Consider the following 12,348-nt stretch of genomic DNA (forward strand, 5'->3'; position numbering starts at 1 on the left):
TGCGAAAGTAGCTCAGTTGGTAGAGCTCCAGCCTTCCAAGCTGGTTGTCGCGAGTTCGAGCCTCGTCTTTCGCTCTTAGAAACCGAAACAGAAATGTTTCGGTTTTCTTATTTATAGAGGGTAGTGACTAATTATTTTTTAATAAAAAAGTTGCGTTTAAAGAAAATATTTATTTATCTTTGCACCCAGTTAATGCGAAAGTAGCTCAGTTGGTAGAGCTCCAGCCTTCCAAGCTGGTTGTCGCGAGTTCGAGCCTCGTCTTTCGCTCTTTAAAAGCCGAAACATCTAGATGTTTCGGCTTTATTTATTTTAGCTCACTTATGTCTGAATTATTATCAAGTTCTATTGCTGCTTCGTTTTGTTTAAAAAGACGTGCTAGTAATCCTCCTTTTAAGATAATTTTATTGCCTTTAACTTCTAGCCAACTTCCCTCTCTTAATCCTAATACAGGAATCGCGTTAAAAGCATGAAATTCTTTTAATCTTGTTTCCCGTGTTTCTCCCATATGTGTTGAATTTGTATCAGGATCTAAATAATGGGCATTAATATTAAAAGGAATCAATCCTAAAGTTTGAAAACTTGGTGGGTAAATTATAGGCATGTCATTTGTGTTTTGCATGCTTAAACCGCAAATTACACTACCTGCACTTGTTCCTAAGTACGGCGTTCCTTCTTTGACTGCTTCTGATAGCACAGTCATAACTTTGTTTTGGTACAATTGTGTTACTAGTAAAAAAGTATTCCCGCCTCCAGTGAAAATTCCTTCAGCAGCTTTTATGGCTGCAGTAGCATCTTCATATTCATGAATTCCTTTTACCTCAATGTTGATTTTGGCGAAAGCCGCCGCTGCTTTGGCAGTATAATCATCATGAGATATTCCGCTTGGTCTTGCATAAGGAATAAAAAGTACCGTTTTACAATCTTTAAAGTGGATGCTTAAATCGGGTAGGATATAGTCGAGGTATTCTCCGCCGTGAATTGTAGAGGTACTTGCGATAAGTATGTTTTTCATTGTAATAAAATTTGTTTTTTAAAGGCTAAAGATATAAAAACACCATTTTTAAAGGCTGTTTTTGAATTTTTTATTAACATTAATTTACCAAGTCCTTAATAATTAATTTGGAACACATTGGGATACTTTTACAACTTGTCAATACTAAATAGCGCGCAAATAGATGATTAAGTTGGGATGTGTTTTAATAGTTTTTCTTACAACAAGTGCTTTTTCACAGAATACAACTCCCTTAACAGTGCAAGGTTTTGTGCGAGATTCATTCTCAGTTGTTGAAGGTATTTATGTTATTAACCTTAAAACGGAAGAAGCGGCTATAACTGATGATCAAGGAAATTTTTCTATTACAGCACATCTCGGTGAGACTCTATTGTTTTCAGGGGGGCAATATAAATCGGTTAGAATTTTATTAACGGATACTTCTTTTCAGAACGGAATGCTACAGGTAAAAATGACTCCCGTAATGAATGAACTCAATGAGGTAGTTATTAAAAGGTATAACAGCATTAATGCAGTTTCTTTAGGAATTATTCCTGCTAATCAAAGAAGTTACACAGCGGCTGAACGCAAATTGAAAACAGCCACCTCAATAGATGCTACTGCAAATGCGGGCTCCATGGCTGGTGGATCGATATCGGCTGATCCTTTGTTGAATTTTATCTCTGGTAGAACAGCAATGTTAAAGAAAGAAATTGCTGTAGAAAAAAAAGAGGGTTATTTAGATTTACTGGAGCGTATGTTTGATAAGAACCATTTTATTAATAAATTGAAGATTCCTGTGGAGTATGTCAAGGGTTTTGAGTATTATGCGGTTGATAATGAAAAATTTACAAAAATTTTGAACTCTAAGAATATGAGTACTACAGAATTTCTATTAGCTGAATTAGCCACCAAATACAAAGAAATAATTGCCTGTGAAAACGAATAATACGATATTCTTTTTTTTATTTCTATTTGTACAGGCCGGCTATAGTCAAAATGTGCGTAGTGAAATATCAGGTAAAATTAGTGTTAACGATGGTTTTGCTGATGAAGTTAAGGTTGTCAACCTTGCAACAGCTAAAGAGGTAGTTTCTGATAGTTCGGGTTATTTTTCTGTTTTAGTAGCTAAAGCAGATGTTTTAATTTTTTCGTCCTTTAATTTAGAAACGGTTGAACTTAAAATTATTGATAAGCATTTTGATGACAATTTGATTGCCATTATAATGAAACAAAAAACCAATCAGTTAAAAGAGGTGGTAATTAATCAATATGCTCAGCTTAACGAAAAAACCTTGGGAGTTGTTCCTGAAAATCAAAAAAAATATACCCAAGCTGAAAGAAAATTACAAACTGCTGGGGATTTTAAACCGATAATGTTATTAGGAATGATTGGTGGTTCAATGCCGCTAGATCCATTAATTAATAAGATAAACGGCAGGACAAAACGGCTTAAAAAAGAATTAGTAGTAGAGGGAAAAATAACTAGTGTAGTAAAGTTACAGCGATATTTCAATGAAAACTATTATATAGAAAATTTAAAGATTCCTATGCAGTATGTTGACGGGTTTAAAATTTACATTATCGAAAATGATAAATTTGCTTCTCAGTTAAAAAATAATAATGTACCTATGATGACTTTCTTAATCATAGATTTGGCTAACAAATACAAAGAAATAATTGCCTGTGAAAATGAATAATACTTTTGTGATCCTACTATTTTTAATAGCTCAACTTGGTTTCTGTCAGTCGGATGCACAAACGCAGCTTCAGGGCAAGGTTACTGTGGGTACAGACTTTATAAGTGCTGTCAACATTACAAATCAATCTACCGGTGCAAGTACAGTTTCAAATGAGGTTGGGGTTTTTTATATTCCTGTAAAAGAAGGGGATATAGTGGTATTTACTGCAATAAATCTTGTAACTTTACGTAAAACAATTAGTGATCAGGATATTTCATCAGGATTTCTTACTATTAAAATGACTTACAATAGTATTCCTCTCGAAGAAGTCGTTATTAAAGAGCTACCACAAATTACTGCTGAGAGTTTAGGGATTGTTCCTGCTGGACAAAAAAAATACAGTGCTGCAGAGAGAAAATTGTATACCGCCACTTCAGGAGGAGGTATCGATGGGCTTTTAAATACAATTTCAGGGCGTAAGGCTATGCTTAAAAAAGAGATAGTTGTAGAAGGTAAGGAGCAGGCGTTAAACCGATTGATATATGTTTTTGAAGATGCTTATTACATAGAGACTCTAAAAATCCCTGTAGATTACATTGGTGGTTTTCAATACTACTGTGTTGAGAATGCTGAATTTGTAGCGGCAGTTAAGTCTAAGAATAAAACATTAATTAAATTCTTGATTGGAATTTTAGCAGATAAATATAAAAAAATCATAGCAAATGAAAACTAAAATAGAAATACTCTTATTACTGTTGTTTTTTCAATTAAGCTTTGCTCAAAATACAGTTAGAAAGCCGTTGCATGGACAGGTAGTGAATGACTCGATAAGTTTAGAAAGTGGCTACGTTTTAAACGTTAGTTCTAAGGTAAGAACTTTTATAAATGCAAATGGTCTATTTGATATTTTAGCAAGGCCCAAAGATACTTTGTTGGTTTCAAGTTTAGCTTTTCAATCCAAAAAGATTGTTCTTACGGAGAAAAATTGCCAAGAACGATTGTTTTTAATTCAGTTAGATATTGTGAATAATGAATTGAAAGAAGTAGTAATTTCAAATCGATTAAAGGTGAACGCTTTGAACAGTGGCTCGCAAGCTATGGTGGATAGGAAGTACTTTGATGATGAAAAGTCATCTCCCAAAAATAGATTAATGCCTGCCGATGGTACTATCGAAGATGGAATGGATTTTGTAAGAATATTTAAAGACTTCAAGAAACTGTTAAGAGGAAAACCAGATGTAAAAGAAGATTTTGTCAATAACATCGCTTTTTCAGAATATGTCAAAGTTAATTTTAGTCCGTATTTCTTTGAAAAGGACTTGCAGCTACAAAAAGATGAGGTTGATTTATTCTTGTTGTATTGTTCGAATGATCCTAAGTCAAAGATGTATCTCAAACCAGAGGAACGCTTTTTGTTGATGGATTTTATAATTTCAAAAAGCAAAGAATTTAAAAGAATTAGTACTTTTGAAAAATGAAAAAAATAACTATTTGCATTTTAACCGCTTTCTTTTTACTGACATTAACCGCCTTTAGTGCTCATAAATTCTACATGGGTATCTACCAGATCAATTATGCCCCAGAGAAAAAAATGCTTCAAATCACCACGAGAATATTTGTTGACGATCTTAATAAAGCGTTAGAAAAAAAATATAAAAAAACAACCCATTTAGGAACAGTCAAAGAAACCCCTGAAGATGTGGTTTTAATGAAAAAATATCTTGCTGATAAATTGCGTATTAAAGTAAATGGTTCTCAGTTAGCTATGAATTTTTTAAGTAAAGAAATAGAGAGTGATGTAATAGTATGTTATCTTAGTATCAGAGATATTAGTAAGATAAAAAGTTTAGAAGCTTACAATAGTGTGCTGATGGATTGGGACTCAGATCAGCAAAATATTACTCATTTTACTGGCTTTGGAGATAAACAAAGTTTCCTTTTTACAGAATCGGTAACAAATCATGTGTTAAAATTCTAAATGATTAGGGGTGTTTTATGAAAATACATTATTTTCACACACTTAAATAACTTGAATTCTAACCATGAAGAAAATCACACTTTTATTTCTTTTTCCTGTCCTTTTATTAGCACAAGAAAAAGCAACAACAGTAACTCCAAAACAACCAGGGAAGTACGACACCAACAAGTTTAGCCAAATGTATGATTTATTAGCAACGCCTAATATGTTTCGTACGGCATCTGGAGCACCAGGTCCAGCTTATTATCAACAACAGGCAGATTATAAAATTGATGTTGAATTAGATGATAAGAATACTAAGTTAATGGGTTCAGAAACCATTACGTATTACAATAATTCTCCAGATAGTCTTGAATATTTATGGGTACAATTAGACCAAAATCAAGCTGCTAAAGATTCAGAATCGCCATTAGTGGAAAGCGATAGAATCACACAAACTTTTCCTGCATCTAACTTTACTGATAAATTTTTGAAAAAAGATTTAGAACGTGGATTTAATATTGAATATGTAAAAGATAGTAAAGGAAGTCCTTTGTCTTACAGTATTAATCATACCATGATGCGCATCAACTTGGCTTCACCATTAAAACCAGGAACGAGTATGTCTTTTTCAATTAAATGGTGGTATAATATCAATAACTACCAGTTAGAAGGTGGACGTTCAGGATATGAATTGTTTGAAAAAGAAGGGAATAGATTGTATGTAATTGCGCAATTTTACCCAAGAATGGCTGTTTATAATGACGTTGAAGGATGGCAAAATATGCAGTTCTGGGGAAGCGGAGAATTTGCTTTGCCTTTTGGAAATTTTGATGTAAACATTACTGTTCCTGCTGACCATGTGATGGAAGCAACTGGGGAACTAATGAATAGAAGCGAAGTATTTACTGCTGCGCAGGTTAAAAGATACGAGCAAGCTCAAAAATCATTTGATAAACCTGTAGTTATTGTTACGCAAGCGGAAGCAGAAGCGGCTGAAAAAGGTTTTTCTAACAAGAAAAAAACTTGGAAATTCAGTGCAAAAAACGTCAGAGATTTTGGTATCGCTACCTCTAGAAAATTCATCTATGATGCAATGGCGGTAAAACTAAATGATAAAGTAGTAATGGCTGCTTCCGTTTATCCTAAAGAAGCAAACCCGTTATGGGGAGAAACGTCTACAATGACAGTGGCGCATACTTTAAGAAGTTATTCGTCGCATACATTTGATTATCCTTATCCAAAAGCAGTTTCTGTATCTGCTGCAGATCAAGGGATGGAATACCCAATGATTTGTTGGAACTTTGGTCGTCCTGATGAAAACGGAGTGACTAGTGAGCAAATTAAAAACGGAATGATAGGAGTGGTGATTCACGAAGTAGGACACAACTTTTTTCCTATGATTGTAAATTCTGACGAGCGTCAATGGACGTGGATGGATGAAGGTTTAAATTCTTTCATGGAATATATGGCAGAACAAGAATTAGGAACTAATTTTCCTTCTAGAAGAGGGCCTGCAAAAAATATTGTTCCTTACATGAGTGGAGATCAAAAATATTTAGAACCTATTATGTCTAATTCTGAAAGTATTATCCAGTTTGGAAACAATGCTTATGGAAAACCAGCAACAGCATTAAATATTCTTAGAGAAACTGTTATGGGAAGAGAACTGTTTGATTATGCTTTTAAAGTGTATGCGAACCGTTGGAAATTCAAACACCCTACTCCAGAAGATTTCTTCAGAACTATGGAAGATGCTTCTGCAGTAGATTTAGATTGGTTTTTTAGAGGTTGGTTTTACTCCACTGATTTTGTAGATATTGGTATCAATGATGTAAAACAATATTATGTAACTGAGACACCTACAGCTGCGTTGAAAAACGCCAAAGTAAGAAAAGGTCGTTTTGGTTTTGATGAAGGACCCTTTGTATATTTAGTCGAAGAAAGCAATAAAGAGCTAAAGTCTAGTGATAAAAAAGCGTTGAAAGTAGAGGATGTAAAATTGCTTTCAGATTATTTAGGAACACTTAGCTCAGAAGAAAGAGGAAGTTTAAAATCTCCTAAATTCTTCTACGAAGTAGAGTTCAATAAACCTGGAGGATTAATTATGCCTATCCTTGTAGAAATTACTTATGAAGATGGAACTGTAGACAATTACAAATATCCAGCTCAAATTTGGAGAAAAAACAATGAGACTGCTAAGAAAGTATACGCTACTGAAAAAGCAATCAAAAAAATTCAAGTAGATCCAAGATTAGAAACAGCAGATATAGATGTGACTAATAACACTTGGCCAAAAGAACAAGTGAAATCTAAATTTGATTAATTCAATATTCATAAAAAAAAGACTCAATTGAGTCTTTTTTTTATGAATAAATTAAAACACAAGGATTCTAAATTTAATATCTTTGCAGTAATAAAAAAAAAATAAATATATGTTCGGCATAGGAGGAGGAGAGTTGGTTTTCATTATGTTTATTGTATTAATGCTTTTTGGTGCTGATAAAGTTCCTGAAATGGCTCGTACTATGGGTAAGGCAATGGCACAATTAAAAAATGCTACTAACGACATTAAAAGTGAAATACAAAAGGGAGTAGAGGCTAATGGTTTGGATTCAAAATCGTTATCTGATATGACCGGAAATATAAACTCTGAAATCAGTAAAGTCAAAGAAGATTTAATGGGTGATTCCATAGCGCAAGCTAATAAAGTCAAAGAAGATATTGACACCATCACTGGTCCTGTAAAACGCAGCATGTAATGCTTGATAAAATTTTATCTCTAGATACTGATTTATTTGTCTATCTCAACGGACTTGGATCAACCACCTACGACGGACTTTGGTTGTTAATTACCAATCAGCTCAATTGGACCCCTTTATTTCTTGTTTTGCTATTTGCTATTTATAAAAAGTTAGGAGCAAGACAAACCTTATTTTTGCTGTTAGGAATAGCACTTTTAATAGCCTTCAGCGACCAAGGGGCAAACTTGTTTAAAAATGGTTTTCAGCGCTTGCGTCCTTGTAATAACCCTGAAATTAAAGATATTATTCGTGTGGTTCAATTTAGGAGTTCATACAGTTTTTTCTCCGGTCATGCTGCGACAAGTATGGCGACTTCAGTCTTTATTTACAATAATATAAAACGATATTATAAATACACATACCTCCTGTTTTTATGGCCACTAGTATTTGCTTACAGCCGTATTTACTTAGGATTACACTATCCAGTAGATATATTGGCAGGATATACTTTTGGAGCAATAGCAGGATATGTAGCTTTCAAAATATTTAGAAATTTACAACTTAAGCATTTTCCATTTAACCCAGTAAAGAGCGCTAATTAAGAGCTATTCCTGCTATACATTACAATCTTATCGTAGAAAATAGTTTTTTCAATAACAATAAAAGGAGCTTCCGTTGGTCGCTCTTTTTTGTTTAGAAAAAAATCCATTTTCAACCCTAAGGATTTTCATTGCTATCAGGGCTAATGCTGCTACTGCAAATGTAGAACGGTCTGTTATTTAAAGAACTCTGCTTACTGTTAAGCCATCGCGAATAGGTAATAAAACTGTTTCTACTCTAGGGTCATTTTTTAACAAGGCATTGTATTCAAGAAGTATTTTGGTACTAACATCTTTTGGGTTCAAAGGTTCGAGAACTTTACCGCTCCATAATACGTTATCTGACAAAATAATACCGCCTTTATTCATCTTTGGGACAATAAGTTCAAAATAGTTGATGTAATTCTCTTTGTCTGCATCTATGAAAACCAAATCAAATTTAACATCCAGCGTAGGAATAATTTTAGTGGCTTCTCCTAAATGCTGTACGATTTGCTTTCCCCATGGAGATTTATCAAAATGTTTCCTTTGAAAGTCAATGAGTTCTTCTTTAATATCAATTGTATGTAAAACTCCAGATTGCTGCATTCCTTCACACAAGCATAAAGCAGAGTAGCCTGTATAAGTTCCTATTTCTAAAATGTTCACAGGTCGGATTAATTTAGCTAACATACTTAACACTCTTCCTTGAAAATGACCGCTCAACATGCGAGGAAGTAATATTTTTTGGTAAGTTTCTTTATTTAAAGCTGCTAACAATTCGGGCTCTTTTTCAGAGTGTTGCTCAATGTAATCTTCTAATTCTGGTGAAATAAAATGCATTTTTTTAATTTTTGTCAAAGTTATCAAAATATCAAAACAACAAATCAACAAATAGTCATTAAATTTGCAGCATGCAAATGGAGAAAAAAGACATACGAGCAGTATCAAAAGAACAATTACGCGAATTTTTTGTAACCAGTGGAGACAAAGCCTTTCGTGGAAATCAGGTATATGAGTGGTTGTGGAGTAAAGGAGCGCACAGTTTTGAGGATATGACTAATATCTCCAAAGAAACCCGTGCGATGCTTGAAAAATACTTTGTGATCAATCATATTAAAGTAGATACGATGCAACGTTCAGAAGATGGAACAGTAAAAAATGCTGTTCGTTTACATGACGGACTAGTTGTAGAGTCGGTTTTGATTCCTACCAATACTAGAACAACGGCTTGCGTGTCTAGTCAAGTAGGTTGTAGTCTGGATTGTAATTTTTGCGCTACAGCGCGATTAAAAAGAATGCGAAACTTAGAACCTGCTGAAATTTATGATCAGGTTTTAGCAATAGATAAAGAGAGTCGTTTGTATCACAATCATCCACTTTCTAATATTGTATTCATGGGAATGGGTGAGCCCTTAATGAACTACAACAATGTATTAAAAGCCATTGAAATGATTACCTCAGAGGAAGGTCTAGGAATGTCGCCAAAACGCATTATGCTATCCACTTCTGGAGTTCCAAAAATGATAAAAAAATTAGCAGATGACGATGTGAAATTCAAATTAGCGGTGTCCTTACACTCAGCTATAGATGAAATCCGAGCGCGTATTATGCCTTTTAGTGCTAATTTTCCTTTGGCTGATTTGCGAGAGTCGTTAGAATACTGGTACCGCAAAACCAAATCCAAAATATCCTATGAGTACGTGGTATGGAAAGATATCAATGATAACAAGGAATCAGTAGATGCTTTGGTAAAATTTTGCAAATATGTTCCTTGCAAAGTCAATTTGATAGAGTATAATCCTATCGATGATGGTGAATTTCAACAAGCCTCTGAAGAAGCTACAAACGCCTATATAAAAGCCTTAGAGGCTAATGGTATTGTGGTCAAAGTACGTAGAAGTAGAGGTAAAGATATCGATGCGGCTTGTGGGCAATTAGCAAATAAAGAAGTGTAAAAAAGAATGACTGACTTAGAGGAAGAAAAAGGAAGCTGTTTTTATTTAAAATAGTATATTTGAAATCTAAATGAATGTCACTTCTCAAATAAAACAGCCCATCTTTAAAGAAATGGAACTTTTTGAAAAAAAGTTCTATGAATCGATGACTTCACAAGTGGCTTTACTCAATAGAATTACCTATTATATTGTAAACCGCAAAGGGAAACAAATGCGTCCTATGTTTGTTTTTCTAACTGCAAAAATGGTTTCTGGTGGAACAATTAATGAACGTACGTATCGCGGAGCCTGTGTTATTGAATTAATTCACACAGCCACTTTAGTTCATGATGATGTCGTGGATGACAGTAATCGTCGTCGCGGATTTTTCTCAATTAATGCACTGTGGAAAAATAAAATAGCGGTGCTCGTAGGTGATTATTTACTTTCAAAAGGATTGCTACTCTCTATTGATAATGGCGATTTTGATTTACTTAAAATTATTTCTGTAGCGGTACGTGAAATGAGTGAAGGGGAATTACTCCAAATCGAAAAAGCCCGAAGACTTGATATTACTGAGGATATTTACTACGATATTATACGAAAAAAAACCGCAACTCTTATCGCGGCTTGTTGTGCTCTAGGTGCTAAATCTGTAATCGAAGATGATGTACAAGTAGAGAATATGCGCAAATTTGGTGAACTTATTGGTATGGCTTTTCAAATCAAAGACGATTTGTTTGACTATACGGAGGACGCTATTGGTAAACCAACAGGTATTGACATCAAGGAACAAAAAATGACACTTCCATTAATCCATGTTTTGAACAACTGTACTTCAAAAGAAAAATCATGGTTAATTAATTCGATAAAGAACCACAATAAAGACAAAAAAAGGGTCAAAGAAGTTATTGCTTTTGTAAAAGATCATAACGGTCTAGGTTATGCCGAAAACAAAATGATCGAATTCCAGCAAGAAGCATTACTGTTATTAGATAATTATCCTAAATCTGATTTTAAAGATGCTTTAATTTTAATGGTTAATTACGTTATTGAACGAAAAAAATAATAATTTAATTTATTGATATTTAAGAATTTAAATATTTAGTTAGATTTATTTTCTCTTTTTTAGCACTTCCATGCAACCTTTTTGTGTTTTCAATCGTCTATGGTAATAGATAACCTTTATAAAAACTTTGAAAGTAATCAACTTACATCAAGAGGAAAAAGAAACGATACAGCTAGCTGTCGATAACAATCGTCAGGCTCAGCAGCACATCTACAATCGGTTTTCTCCACAAATGTTAAGTATCTGTCGCTTGTATGTAAAAGATGTGCAACAAGCCGAAGACATTATGATTACCTCTTTCATGAAAGTCTTTACAAATATTAAAAATTTTCAACATAATGGTAGTTTTGAAGGCTGGATAAGGCGCATCATGGTTAATGAGTGTATCTCCTTTTTGCGAGTGCATAAAAAAGTAAATTTTATTGAAGATGCGTTTATTGCCGAACAGACTGTTGAAGCTGAAGATTGTGAATTGGCAACAGATGACATTCAGTTCATGATTGATAATTTGCCAGAAGGGTATAAAATGGTATTTAATTTATATGCTATCGAAGGTTTTAAGCACAAAGAAATTGCTGCGATGCTTGGGATAAACGAAGGTACGTCAAAATCGCAATTGTCACATGCTAGAAAAATTTTGCAGCAGCAAATTAACGCAACAAAAAAGTATGATTATGGAACCAAATAAATTCGATAAAATAATAAAAGAGAAAATAGAAGCAAGAACCATTGCGCCTTCAAATGATGCCTGGCAAAAATTAGAAGCGATGATGGTAACTGCTGATAAACCAAAGCTTAGCTATTCCTGGTTGTATATCGCCGCGAGTTTTGTGGGAATATTGATCGTTAGCTCTGTTTTTTTCAATCAAAAAGAATCGATCAATATTCAAAAAAGCAATCCAGTGGTTTTAGATCAAAATGCTAAAAACACGAACTCGGATAAAAATGAAAAAAATCATGAAGAGGCAACAACTTCCCACAATGGGAATAGCTTGACGGTCGCTAAAAAATATATAAATAGAAAAGAACCATTGCAACAACAGGAAGAAGTTACAGTTCCTAATAGTAATATTTATAAAGAGCAAGAGTTAGCTGCTGTTTCAAGTAAGAAAAACGATTCTCAGTCTACTGCTAAACATAGATACATTAGTGCACAAAACTTACTGGCGGCAGTGAGTGACAATAAAGTGGAGGTAACGTCTACTAATAAAACATTCGAAAAAAATAGGACAGGAAAAACTGTAGATCCGAATCGTTTACTATCAAGTGTTGAGACAGAATTAAATCAATCTTTTAAAGAGTCGGCACTGGAAAAATTCAACAAGAAGCTGAATGCTATTAAAACAGCTGTTGTGAATAGAAATTTTGAAGAATAAAAAAACAGCAATCA

14 protein-coding genes and 2 tRNA genes are annotated in these 12,348 nt (G+C 33.8%); 14 read left to right on the forward strand and 2 right to left on the reverse strand.

The window, feature by feature from the left end; translation table 11 throughout:
• Position 1 precedes the first annotated feature (1 nt).
• Positions 2–74, forward strand: a tRNA-Gly gene (locus tag ACEN2K_RS14580).
• 120 nt (positions 75–194) lie between these two features.
• A tRNA-Gly gene (locus ACEN2K_RS14585) sits at positions 195–267 on the forward strand.
• 37 nt (positions 268–304) lie between these two features.
• Here the strand turns inward: ACEN2K_RS14585 and pepE are convergent.
• Positions 305–1,012, reverse strand: coding sequence for a dipeptidase PepE (gene pepE, locus ACEN2K_RS14590; protein WP_441760064.1), 708 nt, complete (start codon positions 1,010–1,012; stop codon positions 305–307).
• Positions 1,013–1,175: 163 nt separating this feature from the next.
• Here pepE and ACEN2K_RS14595 point away from each other — a divergent pair, with 163 nt between their 5' ends.
• The 8 genes from ACEN2K_RS14595 (at position 1,176) to ACEN2K_RS14630 (ending at position 7,976) form a co-directional block, all read left to right on the forward strand.
• The gene (locus ACEN2K_RS14595; protein ID WP_441760065.1) at positions 1,176–1,940 is read left to right on the forward strand and encodes a hypothetical protein; all 765 of its coding nucleotides are present in this window, start codon (positions 1,176–1,178) and stop codon (positions 1,938–1,940) included.
• On the forward strand, positions 1,927–2,691 hold the full coding sequence (locus tag ACEN2K_RS14600; RefSeq protein ID WP_441760066.1) for a hypothetical protein: 765 nt from the start codon (positions 1,927–1,929) through the stop codon (positions 2,689–2,691). Before ACEN2K_RS14595 ends, ACEN2K_RS14600 begins: the two co-directional genes overlap by 14 nt.
• Complete coding sequence (locus ACEN2K_RS14605) at positions 2,684–3,406, forward strand: hypothetical protein (RefSeq protein ID WP_441760067.1); 723 nt, start codon at positions 2,684–2,686, stop codon at positions 3,404–3,406. Before ACEN2K_RS14600 ends, ACEN2K_RS14605 begins: the two co-directional genes overlap by 8 nt.
• Complete coding sequence (locus tag ACEN2K_RS14610; RefSeq protein WP_441760068.1) at positions 3,396–4,151, forward strand: hypothetical protein; 756 nt, start codon at positions 3,396–3,398, stop codon at positions 4,149–4,151. Before ACEN2K_RS14605 ends, ACEN2K_RS14610 begins: the two co-directional genes overlap by 11 nt.
• Complete coding sequence (locus ACEN2K_RS14615) at positions 4,148–4,651, forward strand: DUF6702 family protein (protein WP_441760069.1); 504 nt, start codon at positions 4,148–4,150, stop codon at positions 4,649–4,651. Before ACEN2K_RS14610 ends, ACEN2K_RS14615 begins: the two co-directional genes overlap by 4 nt.
• A 64-nt stretch (positions 4,652–4,715) precedes the next feature.
• Positions 4,716–6,956, forward strand: coding sequence for a M1 family metallopeptidase (locus ACEN2K_RS14620; RefSeq protein ID WP_441760070.1), 2,241 nt, complete (start codon positions 4,716–4,718; stop codon positions 6,954–6,956).
• Positions 6,957–7,065: 109 nt separating this feature from the next.
• Positions 7,066–7,392, forward strand: coding sequence for a Sec-independent protein translocase subunit TatA/TatB (locus tag ACEN2K_RS14625; RefSeq protein WP_441760071.1), 327 nt, complete (start codon positions 7,066–7,068; stop codon positions 7,390–7,392).
• Entirely contained in the window at positions 7,392–7,976 is a 585-nt protein-coding gene (locus ACEN2K_RS14630; protein ID WP_441760072.1) for a phosphatase PAP2 family protein, read from the forward strand. The genes ACEN2K_RS14625 and ACEN2K_RS14630 overlap by 1 nt, the downstream gene beginning before the upstream one ends.
• Before the next feature lie 177 nt (positions 7,977–8,153).
• On the opposite strand, the gene ACEN2K_RS14635 is transcribed toward ACEN2K_RS14630, so the two are convergent.
• Positions 8,154–8,795, reverse strand: coding sequence for an O-methyltransferase (locus ACEN2K_RS14635; RefSeq protein ID WP_441760073.1), 642 nt, complete (start codon positions 8,793–8,795; stop codon positions 8,154–8,156).
• Positions 8,796–8,866: 71 nt separating this feature from the next.
• Here ACEN2K_RS14635 and rlmN point away from each other — a divergent pair, with 71 nt between their 5' ends.
• From rlmN to ACEN2K_RS14655, 4 genes are all read left to right on the forward strand, one after another.
• Positions 8,867–9,910 carry a 23S rRNA (adenine(2503)-C(2))-methyltransferase RlmN gene (gene rlmN, locus ACEN2K_RS14640; protein ID WP_441760074.1) on the forward strand — a complete coding sequence of 348 codons (1,044 nt, stop codon included), beginning with the start codon at positions 8,867–8,869 and terminating at the stop codon, positions 9,908–9,910.
• Positions 9,911–9,980: 70 nt separating this feature from the next.
• Positions 9,981–10,958, forward strand: coding sequence for a polyprenyl synthetase family protein (locus ACEN2K_RS14645; RefSeq protein WP_441760075.1), 978 nt, complete (start codon positions 9,981–9,983; stop codon positions 10,956–10,958).
• A gap of 127 nt (positions 10,959–11,085) precedes the next feature.
• Complete coding sequence (locus ACEN2K_RS14650; protein WP_441760076.1) at positions 11,086–11,646, forward strand: RNA polymerase sigma factor; 561 nt, start codon at positions 11,086–11,088, stop codon at positions 11,644–11,646.
• On the forward strand, positions 11,633–12,334 hold the full coding sequence (locus ACEN2K_RS14655) for a hypothetical protein (protein WP_441760077.1): 702 nt from the start codon (positions 11,633–11,635) through the stop codon (positions 12,332–12,334). The genes ACEN2K_RS14650 and ACEN2K_RS14655 overlap by 14 nt, the downstream gene beginning before the upstream one ends.
• The last annotated feature ends 14 nt before the right edge of the window (positions 12,335–12,348 follow it).

It is taken from the genome of Flavobacterium sp. W21_SRS_FM3, from assembly GCF_052113625.1.
Taxonomy (GTDB): domain Bacteria; phylum Bacteroidota; class Bacteroidia; order Flavobacteriales; family Flavobacteriaceae; genus Flavobacterium.